This is a genomic window from Polyangiaceae bacterium (genome assembly GCA_015075635.1).
Taxonomy (GTDB): domain Bacteria; phylum Myxococcota_A; class Polyangia; order Polyangiales; family Polyangiaceae; genus JADJKB01.
In genome coordinates, this window is sequence record JABTUA010000002.1 from 2,523,774 (window position 1) to 2,546,509 (window position 22,736).

Consider the following 22,736-nt stretch of genomic DNA (forward strand, 5'->3'; position numbering starts at 1 on the left):
TTCAGCGATTGGACGCGCTGTCACGGTTCCGCGTAAGACGGTGCTACAGCCCTTCCCGCGATGACGAACGACGCCGAGCCCAGCGACGCAGATCTGCTCGCCGCCATCGCGTCGAACGCTTCGGATCGCGTCGCCAGGAACGAAGCGCAAGCGACGTTCTATGCCCGCCACGTTCGCTACTTGTACGGCGCGCTGCGGCAGCGAGAAGCCAAGCTCCTGTCACTGGCGGGCATCAGCGCGGAGGATCTGGTGCAGGAGACCTTCCACCGCGCCTTCGAGCGCGCGCACACCTTTCAGCGCGGCGACGTCGAGGACAGAGAGCACGAGCGCCATCGCACGCGCGCCTGGCTGGGGCGGGTGGCGCACAACCTGCTCGCCGATCAGCTCGAGCGCTTCCGCGAAGTGTCCGCCAGCCCCTACCTCGAACGCGTGGCGTGTGACGGCATCGACGCCGAGCCGAGCGAGTCGCGTGAGCTCGACCTGGTCAGCGCGGGCCTCGAGTCGCTGAGCGAACGCGAGCAAGACGTGCTCCGGGTCACCGCGCTCTATCACCGCGCAGGCGAGCACCAGCGCTTGCCCAACGCCGTTTCGGCGGAGCTCGCGGCACGCTGGGGCACCACCAACGAGAACATCCGCGCCATCCGCAGCCGGGCCCTGAAGAAGCTCACCGAGTTCGTGACCGGACGCATCGGCCAGGAGAACGTCCCATGACGAGCAAGAGAGACGACCAGGAAGCGCGTGTCGAAGAGCTGCTCGCGGACGCCTTCGAGGCGAAGGGAGAGCTCTTGCCAACCAGCGCGGCATCCGCTCGCAAAGCGGAAGAGGAAGGCGTCGAGTACGAGGGCGAGCTGCCGGAGAGCTTGCGCGAGCTCCGGCCGCGAGGCGAAGCACCGCCTGCCGCTGGCCCGGTCACCACCCGTGACCCCCGCGTGGTCTCGCTCGCCGACGAGCGGGGCCGCCGAAACCCTTGGCTCACTCACGCGCTCGCGGCGGCAGTCGGCGCCGCCGCGGCCGCCGTGCTGCTCTTGGGGAAGAAGCCCGAGGCCGGGCCCGGCGGCGCCGTCCCGACCGGCGAGCCCGCGGCGCCTCGGATGGACGCCGCGGCCCCGGCGCCGGAGGCGATCGCGCTGCCGCCGGTGCTCGGCTGCGGAGCGGGCTGCTGCGCGGGCGAGCGCTGCAGCGCTGCCAAGGCCGAGCTCTCGTCGTGCAGCTCGGGCCGGAAGTGCATCAGCTGCTCCGCGAGTGACCTCGCCGCCAGCCGCTACCGGCTGCGGCTCGGCGCCTTCGCGCCCACGGAGGCCGGGGCGAGGGCCCAGCGCGCGGCCGGCCCGGGTGGTCTCGAGCTGTGCGTGCGGGTCGGCAGCGGCGAGCCTGCCTGCGTGCCGGCTCACGCCAAGGCCGACGAGGCCGAGCTCTGGTCGATGCTGCCGCTGGTCGCGAACGCCCAGGACCTGCTCACTGGCTTCGTCCTGGAGGTGCGCCCCCGCGCTGCTGGCGCCGCGCCCATCGGCGAGTGGCGAAGCCCGGTTCAAATCAACCCGACGGTGCTGTGCCGAGGTCTCTCGCTCAAGCCGAAGACGCCGAAGGACGAGGCGCTGGGCGTGGTGTCGGTGTTCCTCGAGGATGCCCACTGGGTCGAGCTCGGCCGGGCCGCGAGCGTCGCGGAGCTCTCCGAGCTGCGCAAACGCTTCACCCTGGCCGACGTGGGCGCCAAGCTGTTCGAGACCCGGGCCGCGGGAGCGCGGAAATTCTCCCTGGTGCTCGGGCCCGTCGACAAGCCCAGCGCAGAGCGCCTGCGCTGGGCGGTGCTGGAGAAAGGCCAGGAGGCTCGGCTCTCGGTCGGCGAGGACCACCAGGGTGAGCCGAAGGCGCTCCCGTAGATCGTCGGCCACGCATCGCCGACACGGCACGCCCTCTCGCGCTCGTGCCCACTCGGGTCATGCATCCACGTCTCGGCAAGCCGAGTCTCTTCGCCACGACGCCACGGCGCCACGGACGCCACCTGGAAGCGGCAGTCCTTGTCCTTGCAGAACTCAGAAGTTCTCGGCGCGTTTCGCGCCATCATCTCGAGTTCTGCTCGTGGCGTCGTTGCGTCGTGGCGTCGTGGCGCAACTTCTCGTCGCCGATGAGCGGTCGCTCATCTAGTCGCCGGCGTCCCGCGGGGATTGCAGGCGCATGAGGGTCGCACGCCCCAGGTCGTCCAGGGCACCGCTCAGATCGCCCGCGTCGACGCGCGCGTCGCGGCGAGCCTCGATGGCTCGCGACAGGAGCGCGCGCACCACCTCGGAGTCTTCCAGCTCCTGAGCCTGCTCGAGCGCCGAGACCGCGCCCTGGGCGTCGCCGAGCTCGAGCAAGGACAGGCCCAGGTTGAAGTGGGTGCGCCATTCCGTGGGGTCGAGGCTGATGGACTCCCGGTAGCGCGCGACGGCCTGAATGTGTTGCTTCGCGGCTGCCAGATCGAGGGCGTCGTTCGTCAAGAGCGAAGCCAGCGTGCCCTTCATCTCTGGGTTCGGGGCGAGCTCCACGGCGCGCCGCAGCGCCGAAATGCTGCCCGGGCGATCTCCGGACTTCTCGAGCGCGAGCCCGAGATTGCGGTGCGCGTTGGCGTTTTGGTCGTCCAGCTCGAGCGCACGCCGGTAGGCGGCGATGGCGCCGGACACGTCGCCGCGCTCCGACAGCGACACTCCGTGGTTGACGTGCGCGCCCACCAGCGCGCGCCGGTGCTGCTCGTCGGGCTCGAGCTCCAGGGCGCGGGAAAGGTGGAAGATGGCGCCCTCCCAATCCTCCTTCCGCTGCAGCGCGAGGCCGAGATCGTAGTGCGCGATGGCGTCCCGGGGCTCGAGCTGGAGCGCGCGCCGGTAGGCCGAGATGGCCCGATCGAGGTCGCCCCCCTGCGCGAGCTCGACACCGCGATTGACCAGGCTGGGTGCGGTCTCGGAGCGCTCCCGCGCCAGCACCGAGCCGCCGAACGCCAAGAGCACGACCGCGAGCACCAGCGCGGCCGGGCCCTGAGTCGGCTCCCGCCGCGGTGCCCCTCGGCGCGCGAGGAAGCCGAAGAGCGCGCCCGACGCGAGCCCGCCGAGGTGTGCTGCGTTGTCGGCTTGGACCAGCACGCCAAAGGCCAAGGTCGCGATGGCCCAGGACACCAGCATGCGGCGCTCGCCCGCGCGCTCTCGGCCGGCCAGGTGCGCGCGCACGGCGCCGGCCGCGATGGCCCCGCACAACGCGCCCGACGCTCCGGCCGACACCACTGGGTTTTCGAGGTGCCACAGCACCGAGGCAACCGAGCCCACCAGGCCGGAGGCGAGGTAGATGGCGACGAAGCGCAGTCGACCGTAGTCACGCTCCAGCGTCGGCCCGATGGACACCAGGGCCGCGGAGTTCAAACACAGGTGCAAGAGGCCGATGTGCAGGAACATCGACGCCACCAGCCGGTGCAGCTGTCCCTCCCGCACCAGCGGCGCGTAGCTCGCGCCGAACTTCATCAGCGTCTCGCTGGAGGCCGAAGCGATCTCCGCGCGCCCGCCGGTCAGCATCATGGCGACGTGCGCGACCACGTACACGCCGAGCAAGAGCGCCGTCGGGCTCGACGACCAGGCGCTCGCTTCGGGTGGGCTGGACTCGCGCACGCTGACGGTTTCTCACGAGTGAGGCGAGCCTTGGAAGCGCTGCTGTCGCAAACCCACCACACCCGGCAACGCCGGTTCACAGCGCGAACCCGTTGAAAAGACACCCAGATTCGTCACGGGGAAGCCGCTGAATCGAGCCGCCGTAGCACCAAGCTGAACACTTCGCTTCGACCTCAGGAGACACCGAATGCTTCGCCGACCGCTCGCCACCCTCGCCCTCCTCTCCGCCCTGCAGAGCGGCGGCTGCAACCTGCCGCAGGGACCCCAGGACCCCGAGAACACGGCGCCGCCCGTGAACGCCCTCGACGATCCGGCGCACCCGGGCATCGAGGCGTGCGTCACCGGCGACGTCGAAGCCGAGCTGCAGATCGCGCGAGACTTCGAGGACAGCTGCCACGAGATGGTGATCTGCGGGGGTCTGTCGGCGGCGTTCACCATCACGCTGGTGGAGGTGCTGGTCAACGCCGCGTCGGGCAACTCGACCTCGCCCAGCGGCTTCGTGTACACGGGACAGGGACGCTACCTGGCCGGAACGCAGATGCAGCTCACGCTCAGGCTCGCCAAGGACACGAGCTTCGGCAAAGCCGGCGACGTCATCGACTTCGACCTCTTCAACCTCGCGAACTACTTCACTCACGCGACCATCGAGGCGTCGGCATCCGTCAGCACCAGCGGCAAGGCCAAGACCAGCCTGTCGATCGAGTTCGAGGGCACTGGCAACGCCTTCGAGCTGCTGGGGCTCGAGGCCGGCGCGGACGGCAAGATCCAGACCGACCTCCAGACCATCGCCAAGAACCTCGGCGCGAGCATCCTGATCGAGTCGAAGATCTGGATGAACGACGAGCGCGAGAGCAGCACCATCTCCTACGAGCTCGACAGCCCGGCCACCCTCCTGGCTCAATTCCTGGAGTCCGGGCCGATGGACATGCAGCTGGTCAAGGTCACCGGCAGCGCCAGCACCGGACAGAGCATCGTGATGAAGAACTGGGCCATGCAGTACAAGGCGTCGAGCTCGTCCGGCACTCTGGACGGCAGCATCGACTTCGAGGTCCGCGGCGGGGCCTTCGACTACGTCGCCAAGTTCACCTATCCGCACCGAAAAGAGCCGGACGTCGCCCTCGGTTGCGCACAGTAGCGGGCGCGCCCCTTGAAATCGGTGGAGTATGGCCCAAGCTTGAGCGGCCGTGGAGCTGGGTGAAATTTGGGGCTTGGTCACCGCCGTGGCGCTCGGTATCGGCCTGGCCGCCACGGCGGGTCTGCGCGCTTGGCTGCCGCTGCTCCTGGCGGGCGGGCTCGCGCGCCTGGGCGTGCTGGAGCTCGGCGAGGCGTTCGGCTTCGTCTCGTCGACGCCGGCCCTGGTGCTGTTCGGAGTGGCGACCATCGCCGAAATCGTCGCGGACAAGGTCCCCGCGATCGATCATGCGCTCGACGTGATCTCGACCGTCGTACGCCCGGCGGCCGGCGCGCTCCTGGCCGCGTCCGCGCTCTACCAGGTGAAGGACCCGCTGGTGGCCCTGGTCATCGGCCTCTGTGTCGGCGCACCGGTGGCGCTCGGGCCGCACGCGGCCAAGTCCGCGCTCCGCGCGGCGTCGTCGGCGACCACGGCTGGCATCGCCAACCCCTTGGTGAGCTTCGTCGAGGACGCGCTCGCCATCGGACTGTTCATCGCCGTGGTGATCCTGCCGGTGATCTCCGTGGCGGTTTTGGCCACGGTGATTTGGCTGTTGGTCCGCCGCCGCCGCAAGGCGGCCCCCGCAGCGGCCTAGCTCACTGGAAATTCTGGATCGCCCACACCGAGCCGCCGCTCGTCTGGTAGAAACCGCACGCGACCTTGCTGTACTTCGTGCTCGACATGTTGATGTAGTGGCCGTGTTTCTGGAAGTCGGCGCCTGGTCCCTCGGCCCACATCTGTGCGAGGCACGTCGTCACGGTGGAGTCGAGCCCCGGATAGCCGGGGCACTCGTTCTGCGCCGACTCCCCGCAGGACGGAAACGCTCCATGCGCCTGTCCGGTCTGGCTGTCGCTCTTGGCTTCGCCGTCGGTGCAGGTCTCGGCGCTGGTCCAGCGCTGGTACGGCGGCAGGCTCAAGGTCGCGCGGTAGGTGTTGATCTGATCGACGCACTTCTGCCGGTAGCTCTCCAACGGATCGCTGCTGGCCCCGCCGCCGCCCGGGGCGCCACCGCCGGCCGGGGTACCGCCGCTCGCGCCCGTGCCGGTGCCCGCGGCGCCTCCTCCCGCGGGAGCGCCACCGCCGGCTGGAGCACCGCCGCCGGCTGGAGCACCGCCGCCCGCGGCAGCGCCGCCCGTGCCCGCGCTGCCGCCGCTCGACTGCGTGCCCGCGTCACTGAACGACACTTCGTCGTAGCCGAGCACGTTGCTGCATCCGAGCACCACGAAACACGCCCCTAGGTTGGCCCAGCGCATGCTCTGGATTTTGAGCTGCCGGGACAGCCGACACAAGCTGAACGACGGGTTCGCTCGGATTTCGCCTCAGGCGGGCTTCCCCACGCCCTTGACGCCGCTGCGCTTGAGGCCGGTAGCCTTGCTCGGATCCCAGAGCAGGAACGCGCGCTCGGCGGGCTCGCTCTCGAGGACGAGCAGCCGCCGCACGGCGCCGGCGCCCTCGAGGGCCTGATTCAGCGCGCGCGCCAGAGCCAGCGGATCGTCGCTCCCGGCGAGCTCGACGCGCTCTTGCTCCTTGCCCCGAGCGAAGACCAGCGTGGTCTCGGTCGGCGAGAGCTCTACCTGACGGACTCTCACCGGTTCGTCCCTGAGCAAGCGTTCGAGGTCCGCCGTGAGCCCGGCAGCGCCGCGCTGGCGCAGGCGCTCGCAGCGCAGGAAACCGAGCCGATGGCCTTTGTCCGGCGCGTCGGCGAACACTTCGCCGAGTAGCGAGCCGAGCTTCGTGGTCTCGCCCTTCAAGAGCGCCGCCTGGAGCCTCGAGCGCCAGCTCTTCGGCACGATGCCCTGGCGCTCGAGCGCCGACGCGAGCCGGCGATCGGCGTCGGACAGCTCGAGCTCGGGGAGCTCGGCCACCGTCCCCAGGACCCGCTCGCCGGCCGCTCTCAATCTCACTTGGTCATTGGCGAGCTCGGCGACCCAGCGCCCGGCGCGGAGGTCGCTGGTCTTTCGGGGCAACGCCAGCGGGATCCAGCAGAGCACGCGCCCCATGCGCGGCGAACGCTCGTCCCCGAGCAAGGCGGCGGTGCGCTCTTCTTCCAGCTCGGTCGCCGGACGCAGCGCCGCGTGCCCCGAGGCCACGAACCAGAGGTCGAGCTCGCCCACCGCCTCCGGCGACAGCGTAATCGGGACCGGTGTGCTGCGAAACGAGCTCGCCGCGAAGAGCTGCTGCGTGTCACGGGCGAGCGCGGCAAAGCCTCGGCCGTCGGTCATCACCGCGTCCACCCGCGCCTTGAGCAAGGTCGACGGCCGCCCCGCGCGCGCGCGCACCAGCCAAACGCCCAGCTCGTGGCCCACCACGAGACCGTGGTCGGTGGCGACGAGCGCGTGCACGGCTGGAACCCGGGCGCGGCGCGTCACCTCGCCCGACTCGCCGTCCAGACACACGAGCTCTTGTCCTTTGTCGGTCGGTACGACCAACCACACGTCGCCGGCAAAAGCGGCGATCCCCGCCGAAGGCCGGCTGCGGAGCGGCACGCTCCAGAGCGCCGCTCCGCTGCGACTCCAGGCGGAGGTCTTCGCGCTGCTCGCGTAGACGCGCTCGCCGTCCAAAGCCCAGAAGAGCTGCTCGCTCTTCCGAGCCGACCACGCGCCGAGCTGGGTCGCGGCGCCCAGATCCCAGATCGGGCACGGCTGCGCGGGGTCGGCGGCGTCCACGACGGCGTAGCGCCCATCGACCAGCGCCCGCAGCGCCGCGAGCGGTCGAGCAGCGTGCGCGCCTCTCAGGTCGAAGGTCTCGCTGCCATCGGCGAGGCGCGTCCGCACCAAGAGATCCGCGTCCGCGCCCGGCAGGAGCCCGACCACGGCCCCGTGGGCGTCGATCACGCGCACGAGCTTGGGGATGGGCAGCGCTTCCGGCGGCTCGCCGCCCGGCCCGAGCCGCAGCGCCTGGTCCGAGCGCAGAGAGATCTCCTGCCAGTCATCGCTCTGCGGCGCCGCGCTCTGTTTCGGAAAGCGGACCCACGCACCGCCATCCGCAGAACTGCCGAGCGGGAGGCTCGGCAGCCGGATCTCCACGAGCGCGCACGGCATCGAAGAGAAGCTCACACCCGCGCCCTCGAGCGTCAATCGCGGAGCGCGGCCGACCCCGAGTATACTCGACTCTCGGTGGCATCCCGCGCGAATCAAGCCGGAGCCGGACGCGTCGGCTCCGTGCTCAAAGACAAGTGGCGCTTGGACGCGCTCCTGGGTGTCGGCGGCATGGCCTGGGTGTACGCCGCGACCCATCGCAACAAGAACCGCGTGGCCATCAAGCTGCTGTTCCCCGAGCTGTCGTCGAACGACGAGGTCCGGAAGCGCTTCCTGCGCGAGGGCTACGCCGCCAACAGCATCGGCCACCCGGGCGCGGTACAGGTCTTCGACGACGACGTGACGGACGACGGGCTGGTGTTCCTGGTGATGGAGCTCTTGGAGGGAAAGACGCTCGCGGACCTCCGGCGGGAGCGCGGCGGGCGCCTCGACCCGAAGCTCGTGCTGACCAGCGCCGACGGCGTGCTGGACGTGCTCTCCCTGGCGCACGAAAAGGGCGTGATTCACCGCGACATCAAGCCCGGCAACGTGTTCTTGACGTCGAACCGCGGCATCAAGGTGGTCGACTTCGGCATCGCGCGCGTCGCGGAGGCGAACCTGACCGGCGCGCTCACCAGCGCGGGACATCTCCTGGGCTCGGCGGCCTTCATGGCGCCCGAGCAGGCGGCCGGGCAATGGGGGAAGGTGGACGCGCGCACCGACCTCTACGCGGTGGGCGCGACCATGTTCCAGCTCCTGGTCGGCCGTCCCGTACACGAAGGCGCGACGCCACAAGACCGCATCATCGCGGCGGTGTCGGAGCCGGCGCGCTCCATCGGCAGCGTGCTGCCCAGCCTGCCGAAGTCCGTCGTCGATGTCGTCGACCGCGCGCTGGAGTTCGATCAGGCTCGGCGCTGGCAGAGCGCGCGGGAGATGCAGCAGGCAGTGCGGCAGGCGCTCAAGCGCATGGATGCGCTCGGCAGCACGCTGGTGATGGATGGGCCGGAGCCGCTGGCCTCGTCCCCGGTCTCGGACAAGCCGCGCTCACCGGCCGTCGTTCAGCCAGAGCCGGCTCCGCCCGCGATCGCCTCGGAGGCCGTCGCCCCAGCCAGCGCACGCCGCCAGCCGGTGGGCCTGGGAGCGACGCGGGTCTACGGTTCCCCGGAGGACGCGGCCGCGCTGCGCACGGTGCGCGAGCGCATGGCTCAGGCGGAGGCTGCGGCGGCAATCCCCGCCCCTGCGCCGAGCGCTCCTTCCGCTCCGACCCCAACCCCCGCACCGGCGCCAACCCACGCCGCCGCCCCGCTTCCGATGCCGCGCCCGCACGCGCCGGCGGCGGTCCCCGTGCGCGCGCCCGCGCCTCCCGGTCGCCCCAGGCGCTTGCTCTTGATCCCGGTGATCCTCTTCATGCTCGGCGCGGTGCTGCTCGCGCTGGCCGGGGCAGGGCTCTGGCTCGCCAAGGTGCGCGGGCCCCAGAGCGCTCCCGCGCCTTCCGGGCCATGACTCGACTCTCACTGGGAGTCGACGCTCACTGGATGCCGAGCTTGCGCAGGCGGTCGTAGAGCTTGTGACGCGAGATCCCGAGCGACATCGCGGCGCGGACCTTGTTACCGCCGAAATGCCCGAGCGTCGTGCGGATCAGCTGAGTCTCCGCCTCGGCCAGGCTCGGCAGATCGCTGGCGTTGGCCTCGCGCGACGGCGAAGCCTCGGCGCTTCGACCCAGGTAGCTCGGCAGGTCCCGAGCTTCGATCAAGCCGCCCTCGCCGGTGGTGACCGCGTGCTCGATGGCGTTACGAAGCTCGCGGACGTTGGCGGGCCAGTGGGCCGCGAGCAGCACGTCGAGCGCGCGCTGCGAGACGCCCCAGATGCAGCCGCAGCGACGGTGGCAGAACGTGGTCAAGAAGTGCTCGACCAGCGGCGCGATGTCCTCGCTGCGCTCCCGCAAAGGCGCGATGTGGATGGTCGAGCTCCGGAGCTTGCCCAACAGGTCGCTGCGCAGCTCGCCGCGAGCGATCACCGACTCGATGTCTCGGCTGGTCGAAGCCACCACCCGGACGTCGATGGGCACGTCGCTGGACGCGGCCACCGGCCGGATCATTCGCTCGTCGAGCACGCGCACGAGCTTCGCCTGGACCTCCGGGGAAAGCTCGGTGATCTCCCTGAGGAAGAGCGTCCCGCGCGAGGCGGCGCGGAACAGCCCGGCGTACTCCTGCCCCGCACCGTTGCGCGCGTGCCCGAACAGCTCGCTCTGCGCCAGGTTCGTTGGCAGGCCGGCGCAGTTCACGGGGACGAACGCCGAGCGCTCCTCACCCGCAAGCTCGTGGATGAGGCGCGCCAACGTCTCCTTGCCCGCGCCGTCTTCACCCGTGATGAGCACGTCGCGCCGGCTCTTGGCGGCGAGCTCGGCGGCCTCGCGCGCACGCTGGAGCGCCGGGCTCCGGCCGACCAGAATCGGTCGCCCGCCGGCGGCGTCTGTTCCGTTTCGACGCAGCGGGACCAGTGGCTGTCCGCAGCGCCCGCGGTCGTTCTCCCCGTACTCACGGTAAGCGCGCGCGTAGACCTTCGCGCGGAGGGCCTGAAGGGTGTTCAGCGACTTGAGCATGTCGGGGGTGAGGTCGTCCCCGAGCACGTCTTGGGCTGCCGCTGCTCCGCAAGCAGACAGCGCGAGCAGGTGGGAGAGCGGGACGCCCCGGCGCGCCAGACAAGCTGCGGTCGCCTGCAGCGCCGCGTCGACCCGTGCCGACGAACGCCCGACCTCCGGATCGGCGAGCCGCGCCAGCTCGCTCTCGAACGCCCCGTCGAAGTCCTTGTCCTCGATGTCCAGCGTGCCGCCCAGCTCGCTCGCGCAAACCTGCCGCCACGCGTCCAGAAACTCGCGCCTCCGCTCGATGAGGGGCGTCAGCGCGGTCAGGTCACCCCAATCCACGAGAATCGATGCCATTTGGGGCCAGCGTGCCGCCCTGCGGGCCCCGGGTCATTGACGGATGTCATGATCGGGCACACCCCGGTCGAATTCCGTACACCGCCCGGAACCTGGGTCATTTCCGGCGGATGAGCACGGGGCGCAGGGCGATGTTGTCGTGCTCGTCGGTCTCGGCCACGGCGTCCCCGTCGTCCATGCTCATCAGCACGTAGCGGTAGCCCTCGGCGGCGCCCGCGGGAACCTTGCCCGCGAGCACGTGCTCGCCGGCCTCCGAGCCCTTCGCGAGCTTCTTCAGCTCGAAGCTCGCGAGGAGCTCGTCCTTGGAGTCGAGGCGTGGGTCCTGGGAGTAATAGAAGGCGACCTTGAACGGCCCGCTGGTGTCGCTGCCGGTATTGCGGAGCGAGAACCTGAGCTCGAGCGGATCGCCGGCGAGCGCCGACGACTTGTCGAGGAAGAAGTAGCGGTCCGTGATGTCGACCCGGCGCACGCTGAGGGGAACGGCCTTCAGGTTGTTGCGTTCCCGGAGCTCGCCGTTCTGGTCGTCCACGTCCACGATCACTCCGACGAAGTAGGAGCCGCTCGCCAGCTCCGGCACCGTGAGCTCGTGGTGCAACGTGCCGCTCGTCGTCTGCGCCGCCAGACCCTCGATCTCGAAGGTGTCGATCAGCTTGTCCGTCGCGGTGATGGTCGCGTCCTTGGAGAGATAGGCGCCAACTTTGAACGGCAGGGCCGCCGACTTGCCTTGGTTCTGCACGCGGTAGGAGATCACCACGCGCGAACCGGGCGCTGCCGCGTCTCGGCTGATGGCCAGCTGCCCGGGGACCAGATCGGGGGAGCGGAACACCCAATACGGCGCCGACTCGGAGTTGTCGCCCTCGTCCGCCTCCGCCACGGAGCCCTCGACGTCGGCGACCACGCCCAGCTCGACATGCTGGCCGCGAACCGGGCAGCGGGTGTCCACGGTCACCTTGCGCGTGATCGCCAGCCGGCCTTGGGCGGCCAGGCCCTGATGAATCCAGGCGGACAGGAGCAGGTCGCTCTTGGTCATCTCGGCATCGTCGGAGCAGTAGACGCCGAGCCGGAAGGGGCCCAGCGCTGCGAACGCCGTGGTGTTCTCGACCACCGCCGAGAGCAGCACCTCGCGCGCCGCGGGACCGCGATCCGGAGTCAGCTTCACGCTCCCCACGCGCAGGTTGGGACGGAACCCCGGATCGATGGCGATGGGCACCGCCTTGAAGTTGTTCTCTTCGGACGACTCGAGCACCGTGCCCCAGGCGTCCGCGAACGCGTACAAGCTGCCGGGGCGACACTTCTCGCAAGGCGGGAGCACCACCCGCGCGGAGAAGCTGGCCTTCTTCCCCGCCCGGAGCCCGGAGTCGACCAGCAGCGCTCCGATGCGGGTGACGTTGCCGCGCTTGGGCACCACCAAGCCGTCGCTGTGGTAGATGGCCACGCGGAACGGCCCCGCGTCGAGCGTGCCCCGATTCTCCACGCTCAGCTCCACCTGGACGGCGCTGTCCGGCGCAGCTCGATCGTGGCTGAGGGCGAGCGCCCCGATGATCAGGTCGGGGCGCGCCTCCGCGGTCTGAGCTCGGGCCGAAGGTGACACGCCGAGCGACATTGCGGACAGCAGGAGTCCCAGGAGCTTCGCGCGGGCCATGCCGATCGGCACGCAACCGGTGTGCCAGCGAAATCCACGCATCCGGCGCCTGCGCGCGCTGCAAGGGTTGCGCGAACGCCCGAGCCCGGTGGGAATTTTACGGGCTCAGCTCGGGCGCGCGCCGGTGTGCTCCTGCCACCAGGCATCGAGCTCCGGCAAGAAGTAGCGCAGCCGGCACTTCTTGTACTCGCGCGAGCTGAACAAGATGAGGTACTCGGGGACGCCGAGCCGTCGCGCGATGCCCGCGGCGATGTCCCGACAGGCGTCCTCGTTGGGACCGTGCAGCATGCTGTAGAGCGTGTACGGGAAGCCGGGAATGGCGTTGCGTGCGTAGCAGTGGCTCACCTCCGGCGCCTGCGCGAGCTGCGGTCCGAGACGCGGCAGCTCCGAGTCGGGCACCTGCCAGACCACCATGCCGTTGCCGCTGACGCCGAGCTGGCGATGACGGAAGGTGGCCACGTAGCGTCGCATCGCGTTGCCGAGGTGACTCCGGGCGAAGGCGCAGAGCTCCTCCTCGCTCACGCCGAAGCGCTGCCCGAGCAGCGCGAAGGGCTGCTCCCCGAGCGGCAGCGGCGTCTGGATGGCGCGGAACAGGAGCTCGTCCCGCGCGCTCGGCAACACCGGCACCGCCGCCTCGAGCTTCACCACGGGCGTGGTGCTGGTCTTCGAGAGCAGGTCGAAGTTGACCCCCACCTTGAAGGTGTGGGTGCGGCGGAGGGCGTGGAACCGCTCCACACCCGCGCGCGCGGCCAACAGCGAGAGCGTCTTCTCGAGCCCCATCTGGTGCGGCACCGCGATGGTGAACCAGAGGTTGTAGGCGTGGTTGCGCAGGTAGTTGTGGGTCACGGTGGGGTGACCGTTGACGATCTCCGCCACCTCGTCGAGCCGCTCCACCGGCACCTGCCCGGCGACCAGCGCGCTGTCGTAGCCGAGCGCGCTGCCCTCGAGGATGGCGGAGATCTCTCGGAGCTTCGCCTCGCCGCGCCAGCGCTCGTGCTGCGCGAGCACCTCCCGCTCCGTGATACCGAGGCTCTTGCCGAGCTCCGCGAAGGGTCGGCTCACGAACGGCACGTTCGACTGCACGGCGTGCGCGAGCGCGTTCTCCTGTTCGAGGGAGAGGGCAGTCTCGTTGGTCGAAGTTTGCATCACAGACCGATCCTGAACGCGCGCCAGGCGCCGAAGACGCCGGACGGAGAGTTGACGGTTTCCTGGTCGACGATGGCGTAGGTGCTGGCGTCGACCAGCGCGAGCTTGTTGTCCTTGTTGGCGCTCACCACGACGTAGGCGCCGCGTGGCGTGAAATCGAGGTGGTAGACCCGACCGCCGACCTGGATGCTCTTCTTCACCTCGAGCTTGTCGGCGTCGATGACCTCGAGGAATGCGTCGTGCGGCTCGCCGGAGAAGCTCACCCAGATCTCGCTACCCGTCGGCGAAGCCACGGAGTAGACCGGGTGCCCGCGCACGGGCACGCTCCTCTTGAACGCCCAGGTGTCGCGATCGAGCACGACCATGCGCGGCTCGCCGACCAGCGGGACGAACACGCTGCTGCCCGCCACCGCCCACGAGGCCATGTGCGGCAGCTTGACCGGCGCGCCCTTGACGAACTTCTGCTTCGGGTCGCGCAGGCTGATCTCCTTCACGCCTGCGTCCGGGTTCCGGAGGTCGAGCACCGACACGTGCTCGCTGCCCATGTGGCCGACCACGTACCAGCGCCCGTCCGGGGTGATCATCGCGTCGTAGGGCTCGTCGGTGCTGGTCTTCACCTTGCGCTCGACCTTCGGCTCGGTCCCGGAGGCGTCGATGACCCAGATCTCTGCGCCCTCGATCAGCACACAGACGAAGCGGTTGCCCGGAGCGTCCACCACGCCGGTGACACGCGACGTGGTCTTCTTCCCGTTCTTCTCGATCTCCGCCGGCAGGCGCTGCTTCACCTCCAGGGTCTGGGCGTCCAGGATGGTCACGCCGCCGGGCTGATACTCCGCGGTCGCCACGTAGCGGCCATCCTGGCTGATGGCGATGTCGATGCTGTTCTTGGACACCTCGACGTCGCCCGCGCGCTCGACCTTCGCTAGGTCGATGCGACTCAGCTTGCCGCTGCGCGTGGCCACGTAACCCCAGCGCAGGTCCGACGAGAACGTCATCGTCGCATGGCGCATGTTGCCCAGGCCCTTGATCAGAGAAGCCTGGTAGGTCTTGGTCGAGAGGTCGTAGACACCCAGGCTCTCGGTCTCGCGTTCGACCACGAACACGCGCGAGCCGATGCCACCCGGCAGGGCGGGCGCCGCCGCGGCGGCGGGGGGCGGCTCGGCGGAGGCAGCAGCCGCCGGAGCCGGAGTCGGAGCTGGCGATTGGCAAGCGCCCAGGAGCAAGACGGCGAGGAGACTCGTGGATTTCATGCTGACGTCCGTGCCTCCTGTACGGCGGTGCCGATCTCGGCGTCCGTCATCAGACAAGCCGGATCCGGAGCCCAAGCGTCGCCGTGCTGGACCAACGCGCGCTCGCGGTGCGAGCCGCGACAGAGCGCGAGGAAGCGGCAGCTGCCGCATCGCCCCTTCAGGTGCCGCGTCCGCTCGGCGAGCTCGGCGCGCAGCGGGTGCGCCAGGATCTCGGCGAACGACTGCTCGCGCACGTCGCCCAGCGTGGCCGCCTGCCAGAACTGGTCCGGGTGCACGCGGCCGAGGTGGTCGACGTTGAGGATCTTCTCGCCCGCGGAGTTGCCCCCGCGCAGCACCAAGAGCCGCTCCAGCCGAGCTGCCGCAGCGCGCCCGAAGCGCTGCTCGACGAACAGCAAGAGCGCCGGCCCGTCCGAGTCGTTGCCGCCGGTGACGATGTCCGGGCCCTTGGCCGCCTGTAGCTGGCGGAGCGCACGCTCGAACAGCTGGGACAGCGCCGCGCGCGACTCTGCCGGCGAGAGGTCGTCCTCGCCCATGCGGAAGGCGCGCCCGGAGTACAGGAGGTGCGACACGTAGAAGCGGTCCACACCGATCTCGCTGGCATGATCCAGGAGCGGGTCGAGCTCGGCCCGGTTGATCTTGGAGAGCGTGATGCGCAAGCCCGTCTTGATACCCGCTCGCTTGGAGGCGACGATTCCCGCCGTCGCGCGCGAAAACCCGCCCGGCAGACCGCGGTAGCGGTCGTTGAAGTCCCGCATGCCGTCGATGCTGATGCCGACGTACTGGACGCCTGCGTGCTTCAATCGAGCCGCGACGGCGTCGTCGATGAACACGCCGTTGCTGGAGAGCTGAGGCACGAGACCGAGGCCCTTGGCGTGGGCGATCAGGTCGAACAGATCCTCGCGCAAGAGCGGCTCGCCGCCGCTGAAGATCACGACCTTCGTGCCCGCCCGTGCGAGCTCGTCGAGCAGCGCGAGCCCCTCCGCCGGAGACAGATCGCGGGGTGACGGTCGTTTGGCCGCCGAGGCGTAGCAGTGCGGACAGGACAGGTTGCAGTGCCCGACGACGTTCCAGACCACCACCGGCACGCCGCGTTCGGGGCTCGCGTAACGGTCGGGAGACCTGCGCTCGAGCTCCGCGATCGCTTTCGGATCACGAGCCGCGCGCAACAGGTCGCTGACCATCAACATGCTGTTCCTTTTGCTTACAAGTTACGTGCCGTCAATCCCGTCAGCTGCGATCCGTCAGTACAGCTCCCCCCAAATGACGACGGGGCCGAGCGAGCCGGCCCCGTGCGTCGTGGATGGTGGGATCCGACTCCTAGTACACGTCGTGCGCCGTGTTGTAGACGTTGAACTTGCCCGTCGGCGTGACGACCCAGTCCTCCTCGATGCGCTTGATCTCCTTCAGATCCTTGTCGCTGTAGATGATGATCGCGCCCTTCTTGTCCCAACCGGACAGCCACACCTCGGTGCCGTCCTTGTTGTACTCGAAGTGCACCGAGCGGCCGCGATCCATCGGAGTCCAGCACTTCTCGATCTTGGCCTCTTTCTTCGAGTAAACGCAGATCTGGCGCGTCTCCTCCTCCTTGTTGGCGAGGGGCGAGTCCATCCACACCCAGGGGCTCTTGGGGTGAGTCTTGACGAACAAGCTGCCGGGACCGCCGACCTTCAGCTCCCGCACCACCTTCCAGGCGTGCTCCTTCTTGGCCGGATCGGCGCCGTAGATGCTGAACTTCGGCTCGCCGATGTGGGTGGTGCCGTTGACCCAGCCGTACTGCGGGTCCTGCCAGTTCGCGCCGCGCCCGGGGTGCGGCTTGTTGCCGGTCTCGAACTTGGTGACGAACTTCTTCTCCTTCACGTCGATGACCACCATCTCGTTCTTCATGTTGGCAGCCATCATGATGAAACGCTTGCTGTGGTCGAAGCCGCCGTCGTGCAGGAAGCGCTGGGTCGCCAGCTTCTCGACCATGGGGAAGTCGGGCTTGCTGTAGTCGATCAGCGCGATGAAGCCGGACTCCTTGAGGTTGGCGATCCAGAGCGGCTCGTGGTGGCTCGCGACGATGGCCGCGACGCGGTTCTCCTTGAGCTCTTCCTTGTCGATGGCCGGCATCAGCACGCTCTGCACGCCCTTCGGCTCGAGCGTGAGACCGTCGTAGACCACGTACTGCGGCGGCCAGTAGCAGCCCTCGATGACCAGCTTGTCCTCCCAGCCCTTGGCCTTGCTGCCGTCCACGCTGCGCGCCTCGACGCAACCCTGGACCTGCGCCACCAGGGTCGGAGTCTCGGTCCAGAGGTCGATCAGGCTCACCTTGCCGTCACGACCCACGGCGTAGAAGTAGCGACCGGTGACGGAGGCGCGGAGGATGTGCACCGCGTAGCCCGTCGGGATGATGGCGAGCTTCTCCTTGGTGTCTCCGTCGAGGATCGCGACTTGGCCGGCGTCACGCAGCACCACGCCGAAGAAGTTCTCCCACTTGCGCTTGGTCTCGGGCTTCTTCGGGCGCTGCTCGACCGGGACGAGCACCTTGTGGGTCTCCTTGATCTTCTCCAGCGGCATCTGCGGCGGCTCGGGCACCGGCATCTGGATGTAGTTGGCCATCAGCGTCATCTCTTCGTCGTTCAAGACGCCGATCTTGCCCCAGGGCGGCATGCCGCCGGGCAGGCCGTTCATGAGCGTGTTCTTGATGGTCGTGGTGCCGAGCTTCTTGGTGCGCTCGGGCTGGATGTTCGGACCGGTGGCACCGGCGCGCAGCGTGCCGTGACAGCCCGCGCAGCGCTGGAAGAAGATGCCCTTGGCCCGCTCGAAGTCGGCTCCGGTCAGCTCCTTGACCGGCTCGAGCTTCTCCTGCAACCCGCCCGCGGCGCTGATGGTGTCGACGTACGCGATGACGCCGTCGATCTGCGCGTCCGTCAGGTTGAGCGGGGGCATCTGGGTCTTGTATTTCGCCAGGAGCTCCTTGCCGACCGGATCGTCCTTGGCCATTCCGACCGGATCCTTCATCCACTTGACGATCCAGTCCTTCTGGCGACGCTTGCTCAGGTCCTTGAGGTCCGGCCCCGCACGGTCGCCAGCGCCGATGCTGTGGCAGGCCTGGCACTGCGTGTCGTAGATGGTCTTCCCGGCTTGGGCTGCGGCGCTCAACGCAGGGCCTCCCGCCGCGCTGCCGCTCGTCGCGGGCTGAGGGCCACCTTCGGGTTTCTTGTCACACGCGACGAGGCCCACTGCCAGAGCAGCTGCTGCCACGAAGCCGAACATTGCTCGAACTCGCATCTGATGCCTCCTCGGCGCTCGCGCCCACTCGCACGCAGTGCCTGGCGAGAGGTGTAAAGCAAAAGCTGGTCCGGCTCCGATGATGGACGTCAGCATCAACGGACACATCTGTCGATTGACAGGCCCGCCCCGGAGCCGCGCCCCGGGAGCTGGTCCCGGCGGCCAGATTTCGCGAACTTCTTGCGCGGAGCCCCGGGCCAGGCGCGCGGATTTCGCGAAATGGCACTCAGGGGGTGTCCCCAACTGGGTGTGCGACGGAGCGGCTCGATTCGCGCCGCTCGGCGCTCAGCCGAGCCCTGGGATCACCTGTAGCGACAACTAACCCAGCCTCACGGATTCGCCAGGCACGCGGCGAGCTCGTCGGTTTTCGTCCAGCCGCACTTGCCGCCGGCCTGGAGCTCGCACTTGCCGTATTGCTTGTAGCAGGCGTACTCGGGCTTCCATTCGCAGGTGCTCATCACGTCCGTGTCGGAGCAGATCTGACCCGAGCAACCGCTGGTGAAGCAGGGGTTCGCCTTGGCCGCGCTGATCTTGGTGTAGAACTGCGAAGCGCTCAGGCCGTCCATGCTGCCCGCGGGACCGGTGACCTTCTCGATCTTGGCCGCGACGATCACGCCGTTCTCGTTCAGCTCCTGCCAACCCGCATTCAGTTGCTCTTCCGTGGCGCCGCTGGGAGTGAGATCGACGCCGGCGTAGGTCGCCGTGGGCTTGAGGTTGCGGTTCAGCCGGGTGGCCTCGACCACCGGGCAGGGGAACGTGATGCACACGATGCCGGAGCTCTCCGCGCGATAGAAGATGCCGCTGGGCTCGTTCTGCGTAGCGGAGCGCCAACCCTCGCTCACCTTGAACACGGCGTAGCTCAGCGTCTTCTGGTTCACCTTGCCGATGCTGCCGCGCAGCACGACCTGGCCCGAGCGAGCGAGGCTGTCGGCCTCGCCTTCTTCGGCCTCCGAGAGCGCGAGCGCGCTCCAGTCGAGGTCGGCGACGTAGCACTCCTTGGCCCACTTGCCGTCGGCGCACTTGGTCTGGGGCTGGTTCACGCGCTTCACGAAGACGCCACCGCACATCGGCCACATGCACTTCCGGTAGTCGGGGCGGGCCGAGTAGTAGGTCCAGTTGTCCGAGCTCAGGCCGTCGGCCTTGCCGACGTCTGCCGGCTCCTCCTCGCCGGGGATGCCCGAGTCGGGAGCCGTGTCGACGGCGCAGGCAGGGAAGAGGGCCAGGGTGGCGAGCGCCGCGACGCCCAGGAATGCGATCTTCATCGGGAAACCTCCAGACTTTCGCCCCGTCGGGGGACGTAGGAAGCAGTAAGCAAAGGTGCGTGCGCCTCCTACCAAGACGCACCCTGGTACGCAAGCGCCAAAACACACCTTCCCCCGCAGTCTTCGCGTTGCTCCCAGGCTGGGATGCGGCGATGGTCCCGCCGCATGTTGCTGTCGGGGAAAACCGCCGTCGTGACCGGGGGCGGCCGTGGGATCGGCTCCGCGGTCGCACGTGCGCTCGCCGAGCAGGGGGCCCGCGTGCTGGTGGCGGCGCGCTCGCAAGATCAGGTGGCCAGCGTCGCTGCCGAGCTCGTGAGGGCCGGCTTCGAGGCTCACGCCGCGGCTTGCGACGTGACGCGCGAGGACAGCGTCGGGGCCTTGCAGGAGGCTGCGAGCTCCGCCCTGGGGCACGTCGACATCTTGGTGAACAACGCCGGGACCGCGACCTCGGCGCCGATCAAATCGACCAGCCTCGAGGACTGGAACCGCGTGATGGCGGTGAACGCGACGGGGCCGTTCTTGTGCACGCGTGCGTTCATCGGCGGCATGGCCGAGCGGCGCTGGGGTCGCGTGGTCAACGTCGCGTCGATCACCTCGCGGATGGGCTCGCCGTACATCGCCGCGTACACCGCGTCGAAGCACGCCGTATTGGGCTTCACCCGGGTGGCGGCGGCCGAATACGCCGGCAAAGGCGTGAGCGTCAACGCCGTCTGCCCGGGCTACGTGGACACGGAGATGACGACGGAGTCCGTCGCGCGAGTGATGGCGCGGACGGGTATGGACCGGGAGCGAGCCCTCGCCGCCATACTTGGGACCGTCAACCAGAAACGGCTGATCTCCGTGGACGAGGTGGCGTTCGTCGTGACGTCGCTGTGCGCCGAGCAGGCGGGCGGCATCAACGGCCAGGCCATCGTGATCGACGCTGGAGGATTGTTGTCATGAGCCATGTGCAGGTGAACCCCGAGTCACTGGGCGCCCCCAAGGGCTACTCGAACGGCATGCTGACCCCCGCGGGCGGCAGGGTCTTGTTCGTCGCCGGCCAGGTCGCCTGGAACGAGAAGCAAGAGGTCGTCTCCGAGGACTTCGCCAAGCAGTTCGGGCAAGCGCTCGAGAACGTGCTCACGGTGGTGAAGGCCGCCGGAGGCGTGCCGGAGCACGTCGCCCGCATGACCATCTTCGTGACCAGCAAGGACGAATACGTGGCGGGCCTCCGGGCCGTGGGTGCGGAGTACCGCTCGCGCATGGGCCGCCACTACCCGGCCATGACGCTGGTCGAGATCAAGGCGCTGCTGGAAGAGGGCGCCAAGGTCGAGATCGAGGCCACCGCGGTCTTGCCCGCTTGATCCTGGAGAGCGCCATGCCCATCGAACCCAAGAGCTTCCTCTACGAGCTGGATCCCGAGACCCGCGTCGCGACGCTGACCCTGAACCGGCCGGACCGCCTGAACGCGCTCACGTTCCAGGTTTACAGCGAGCTCGCCGAGACCTTTCGCGCACTCGACACCGAGCCAGGGGTCCGCGCCGTCGTCATCACGGGCCGCGGCAAGGGCTTCTGCTCGGGCGGCGACGTGGAGGACATCATCGGGCAGCTCTTCGCGCGCGATCAGCAGGGGCTCCTGGAGTTCACGCGCCTGACGGGGAGCCTGGTCGTCGCGATGCGCAAGTGTCGGCGGCCGATCGTCGCGGCCCTGAACGGCACCGTCGCCGGTGCCGGCGCCGTGATCGCCACCGCCGCGGACGTGCGCTTCGCGGCGGAGAATGCCCGCATCGCCTACCTGTTCACCAAGGTCGGGTTGAGCGGCGCCGACATGGGCATGTGCTGGCTCTTGCCCCGCGTGGTCGGCTTCGGGCGCGCCAGCGAGCTGCTCATGACCGGAGACTTCATCAGCGCCGAGGAAGCTCTCCGCATCGGCTTGTACAACCGCGTGGTGGCGAGCGGCGGCGTGCTGCTCGAGGCCCAGGCGTTCGCGGCACGCTTGGCCAAGGGACCGGGCTACGGGCTCGAGGTGACGAAGGCCTTGCTCAACCGCGAGGCTTCCATGGACCTCTGGGCCTCCGTCGATCTGGAGGCCGAAGCCCAGGCTGCGTGCATGATGCACCCGGACTTCCGCGAGGCGTACGAGGCCTTCCGAGACAAGCGCTCACCCAACTTCCGCTGACGCGAGCCGAACCATGCCCGATTGTGCAGCGGTCGCAGCTTTTCTGGACGAGCGCCACCACGCGCTCGCGGCCGAGGTCGCGGCCTTCGCCAAGCGCGAGATCGCGTCGCTGCCCGTGGCGATGGACGACGCGAGCGCGCGCTCTCAGGCTCGGTTCCTGGTCCAGCTCCTGGGGCGCGCGGGCCTCGTGGCCCACGCCCATCCGCTGGACCTCAGGGCCTGCTGCCTGATCCGCGAGACCCTGGCCCGGGAGTCGCCGCTGGCAGACGAGGTCTTCGCGCTACAGTGCTTGGGCTCGACTCCCATCGCGCTGGCGGGCTCGCCGGAGCTCCGCGAGAGCCTCCTGCCCAAGGTCGTCAGCGGCGAGCTGATGGCGGCGTTCGCCATGACCGAGCCGGGGGCGGGCAGCGACGTCGCGGCGCTCGGCACGCGCGCCCGGAGAGACGGCGAGAGCTACGTGCTGGACGGCGAGAAGACGCTGATCTCGAACGCGGGGATCGCGGACTTCTACACCGTCTTCGCCAAGACCGACCCCGACGGGGGCCACCGCGGGATCTCCTGCTTCGTCGTGGACGCCGATGCGCCCGGGCTCGGGTTCGACGGGGCGCTCGAGCTGTCCGCGCCGCACCCGCTCGGGAACATCAGCTTCCGAGGCTGCCGCGTGCCGGCGTCGCGGCGCCTGGGCAACGAGGGCGACGGCTTCCGCATCGGCATGAGCACTCTGGACAGCCTGCGCGCGACGGTCGCCGCGGCGGCGTGCGGCATGGCCGAGCGAGCCCTGGACGAGGCCCTGGCACACGTCACCTCGCGCCAGCAGTTCGGTGCGCCGCTGGCCGATCTCGCGCTGGTGCAGCACCGCCTGGCGGCAATGGCGCTGGAGCTGACGGCGGCGCGCCTGCTGGTGTACCGCGCCGCCGCGGCCAAGGACTCCGGCGCCGCGCGGGTCTCGGTCGAGAGCGCGATGGCCAAAGCCTTCGCGACCGAAGCCGCTCAGCGCATCATCGACTCGGCCGTACAGCTCCTGGGCGGTCGCGGCGTCCTGCGGGAGAGCCGTGTGGACCAGCTGTATCGAGCGATCCGCCCCTTGCGCATCTACGAGGGAACTACCGACATCCAGCACGTGGTGATCGCCCGGGCGCTCCTCAAGGCGCACCGCGACCGCGGCTGAGCCCTTTGATTTCTTGGGACTTTCCCGGTACCGCTGCTAACCTGGCGCTTCCTTGTCCAGCGGCTCTCAGCCTCGCATTTCG

The 22,736-nt window shown here is 69.3% G+C and carries 19 protein-coding genes and 1 pseudogene; 9 read left to right on the top strand and 11 right to left on the bottom strand.

What is annotated here, in order from left to right:
- The first annotated feature begins 60 nt into the window (after positions 1-60).
- Both HS104_27575 and HS104_27580 read left to right on the top strand, forming a co-directional pair.
- Positions 61-711: a sigma-70 family RNA polymerase sigma factor gene (locus HS104_27575; protein MBE7483713.1), complete on the top strand. Its 651-nt coding sequence runs from the start codon at positions 61-63 to the stop codon at positions 709-711.
- Positions 708-1,880 carry a hypothetical protein gene (locus HS104_27580; protein ID MBE7483714.1) on the top strand — a complete coding sequence of 391 codons (1,173 nt, stop codon included), beginning with the start codon at positions 708-710 and terminating at the stop codon, positions 1,878-1,880. Before HS104_27575 ends, HS104_27580 begins: the two co-directional genes overlap by 4 nt.
- A gap of 261 nt (positions 1,881-2,141) precedes the next feature.
- Here the strand turns inward: HS104_27580 and HS104_27585 are convergent, their stop codons facing one another.
- Positions 2,142-3,629, bottom strand: a complete 1,488-nt coding sequence (locus HS104_27585) for a tetratricopeptide repeat protein (protein MBE7483715.1) — start codon at positions 3,627-3,629, stop codon at positions 2,142-2,144.
- Between the two features lie 187 nt (positions 3,630-3,816).
- Between HS104_27585 and HS104_27590 the strand changes: the two genes are divergently transcribed.
- Both HS104_27590 and HS104_27595 read left to right on the top strand, forming a co-directional pair.
- Positions 3,817-4,764: a hypothetical protein gene (locus tag HS104_27590; protein MBE7483716.1), complete on the top strand. Its 948-nt coding sequence runs from the start codon at positions 3,817-3,819 to the stop codon at positions 4,762-4,764.
- 49 nt (positions 4,765-4,813) lie between these two features.
- On the top strand, positions 4,814-5,395 hold the full coding sequence (locus HS104_27595) for a DUF4126 domain-containing protein (GenBank protein ID MBE7483717.1): 582 nt from the start codon (positions 4,814-4,816) through the stop codon (positions 5,393-5,395).
- 1 nt (position 5,396) lies between these two features.
- Here the strand turns inward: HS104_27595 and HS104_27600 are convergent, their stop codons facing one another.
- The gene (locus HS104_27600; protein MBE7483718.1) at positions 5,397-6,053 is read right to left on the bottom strand and encodes a hypothetical protein; all 657 of its coding nucleotides are present in this window, start codon (positions 6,051-6,053) and stop codon (positions 5,397-5,399) included.
- A gap of 66 nt (positions 6,054-6,119) precedes the next feature.
- On the bottom strand, positions 6,120-7,841 hold the full coding sequence (locus HS104_27605) for a hypothetical protein (GenBank protein ID MBE7483719.1): 1,722 nt from the start codon (positions 7,839-7,841) through the stop codon (positions 6,120-6,122).
- Between the two features lie 75 nt (positions 7,842-7,916).
- Here HS104_27605 and HS104_27610 point away from each other — a divergent pair, with 75 nt between their 5' ends.
- The gene (locus tag HS104_27610) at positions 7,917-9,320 is read left to right on the top strand and encodes a protein kinase (protein MBE7483720.1); all 1,404 of its coding nucleotides are present in this window, start codon (positions 7,917-7,919) and stop codon (positions 9,318-9,320) included.
- 25 nt (positions 9,321-9,345) lie between these two features.
- On the opposite strand, the gene HS104_27615 is transcribed toward HS104_27610, so the two are convergent.
- The 8 genes and pseudogenes from HS104_27615 to HS104_27650 all read right to left on the bottom strand — a co-directional run bounded on the left by HS104_27615 (position 9,346) and on the right by HS104_27650 (position 19,328).
- Positions 9,346-10,758, bottom strand: a complete 1,413-nt coding sequence (locus tag HS104_27615; GenBank protein MBE7483721.1) for a sigma-54-dependent Fis family transcriptional regulator — start codon at positions 10,756-10,758, stop codon at positions 9,346-9,348.
- A gap of 97 nt (positions 10,759-10,855) precedes the next feature.
- Positions 10,856-12,442, bottom strand: coding sequence for a hypothetical protein (locus HS104_27620; GenBank protein MBE7483722.1), 1,587 nt, complete (start codon positions 12,440-12,442; stop codon positions 10,856-10,858).
- Between the two features lie 63 nt (positions 12,443-12,505).
- Entirely contained in the window at positions 12,506-13,546 is a 1,041-nt protein-coding gene (locus HS104_27625; GenBank protein MBE7483723.1) for a hypothetical protein, read from the bottom strand.
- The gene (locus tag HS104_27630; protein MBE7483724.1) at positions 13,546-14,796 is read right to left on the bottom strand and encodes a protein nirF; all 1,251 of its coding nucleotides are present in this window, start codon (positions 14,794-14,796) and stop codon (positions 13,546-13,548) included. Before HS104_27630 ends, HS104_27625 begins: the two co-directional genes overlap by 1 nt.
- A complete protein-coding gene (locus HS104_27635) occupies positions 14,793-15,983 on the bottom strand; it encodes a radical SAM protein (protein ID MBE7483725.1) in 1,191 nt (396 codons plus the stop codon). Before HS104_27635 ends, HS104_27630 begins: the two co-directional genes overlap by 4 nt.
- A gap of 130 nt (positions 15,984-16,113) precedes the next feature.
- Complete coding sequence (locus tag HS104_27640) at positions 16,114-17,724, bottom strand: c-type cytochrome (GenBank protein MBE7483726.1); 1,611 nt, start codon at positions 17,722-17,724, stop codon at positions 16,114-16,116.
- Positions 17,662-18,174, bottom strand: a pseudogene (locus HS104_27645) (cytochrome c). The gene HS104_27640 and the pseudogene HS104_27645 overlap by 63 nt, the downstream one beginning before the upstream one ends.
- 221 nt (positions 18,175-18,395) lie before the next feature.
- Positions 18,396-19,328, bottom strand: coding sequence for a hypothetical protein (locus HS104_27650; GenBank protein ID MBE7483727.1), 933 nt, complete (start codon positions 19,326-19,328; stop codon positions 18,396-18,398).
- Between the two features lie 171 nt (positions 19,329-19,499).
- Here HS104_27650 and HS104_27655 point away from each other — a divergent pair, with 171 nt between their 5' ends.
- From HS104_27655 to HS104_27670, 4 genes are read left to right on the top strand one after another with little or no spacing between them, the layout of a single operon-like run.
- Complete coding sequence (locus HS104_27655; protein ID MBE7483728.1) at positions 19,500-20,270, top strand: SDR family oxidoreductase; 771 nt, start codon at positions 19,500-19,502, stop codon at positions 20,268-20,270.
- The gene (locus tag HS104_27660) at positions 20,267-20,671 is read left to right on the top strand and encodes a RidA family protein (protein MBE7483729.1); all 405 of its coding nucleotides are present in this window, start codon (positions 20,267-20,269) and stop codon (positions 20,669-20,671) included. The genes HS104_27655 and HS104_27660 overlap by 4 nt, the downstream gene beginning before the upstream one ends.
- A 14-nt stretch (positions 20,672-20,685) precedes the next feature.
- Positions 20,686-21,486: an enoyl-CoA hydratase family protein gene (locus HS104_27665; protein ID MBE7483730.1), complete on the top strand. Its 801-nt coding sequence runs from the start codon at positions 20,686-20,688 to the stop codon at positions 21,484-21,486.
- A gap of 13 nt (positions 21,487-21,499) precedes the next feature.
- The gene (locus HS104_27670) at positions 21,500-22,654 is read left to right on the top strand and encodes an acyl-CoA dehydrogenase family protein (protein ID MBE7483731.1); all 1,155 of its coding nucleotides are present in this window, start codon (positions 21,500-21,502) and stop codon (positions 22,652-22,654) included.
- Positions 22,655-22,736 lie beyond the last annotated feature (82 nt).

Excerpts from the sequence above, each read along its gene's own strand:
- HS104_27670 (MBE7483731.1), top strand. The coding sequence starts at position 21,500 with ATGCCCGATTGTGCAGCGGTCGCAGCTTTTCTGGACGAGCGCCACCAC.
- HS104_27605 (MBE7483719.1), bottom strand. The coding sequence starts at position 7,841 with ATGCCGTGCGCGCTCGTGGAGATCCGGCTGCCGAGCCTCCCGCTCGGC.
- HS104_27620 (MBE7483722.1), bottom strand. The coding sequence starts at position 12,442 with ATGCGTGGATTTCGCTGGCACACCGGTTGCGTGCCGATCGGCATGGCC.
- HS104_27665 (MBE7483730.1), top strand. The coding sequence starts at position 20,686 with ATGCCCATCGAACCCAAGAGCTTCCTCTACGAGCTGGATCCCGAGACC.
- HS104_27600 (MBE7483718.1), bottom strand. The coding sequence starts at position 6,053 with ATGCGCTGGGCCAACCTAGGGGCGTGTTTCGTGGTGCTCGGATGCAGC.
- HS104_27580 (MBE7483714.1), top strand. The coding sequence starts at position 708 with ATGACGAGCAAGAGAGACGACCAGGAAGCGCGTGTCGAAGAGCTGCTC.
- HS104_27650 (MBE7483727.1), bottom strand. The coding sequence starts at position 19,328 with ATGAAGATCGCATTCCTGGGCGTCGCGGCGCTCGCCACCCTGGCCCTC.
- HS104_27630 (MBE7483724.1), bottom strand. The coding sequence starts at position 14,796 with ATGAAATCCACGAGTCTCCTCGCCGTCTTGCTCCTGGGCGCTTGCCAA.
- HS104_27625 (MBE7483723.1), bottom strand. The coding sequence starts at position 13,546 with ATGCAAACTTCGACCAACGAGACTGCCCTCTCCCTCGAACAGGAGAAC.
- HS104_27635 (MBE7483725.1), bottom strand. The coding sequence starts at position 15,983 with ATGTTGATGGTCAGCGACCTGTTGCGCGCGGCTCGTGATCCGAAAGCG.
- HS104_27575 (MBE7483713.1), top strand. The coding sequence starts at position 61 with ATGACGAACGACGCCGAGCCCAGCGACGCAGATCTGCTCGCCGCCATC.
- HS104_27590 (MBE7483716.1), top strand. The coding sequence starts at position 3,817 with ATGCTTCGCCGACCGCTCGCCACCCTCGCCCTCCTCTCCGCCCTGCAG.
- HS104_27640 (MBE7483726.1), bottom strand. The coding sequence starts at position 17,724 with ATGCCCCCGCTCAACCTGACGGACGCGCAGATCGACGGCGTCATCGCG.
- HS104_27660 (MBE7483729.1), top strand. The coding sequence starts at position 20,267 with ATGAGCCATGTGCAGGTGAACCCCGAGTCACTGGGCGCCCCCAAGGGC.
- HS104_27615 (MBE7483721.1), bottom strand. The coding sequence starts at position 10,758 with ATGGCATCGATTCTCGTGGATTGGGGTGACCTGACCGCGCTGACGCCC.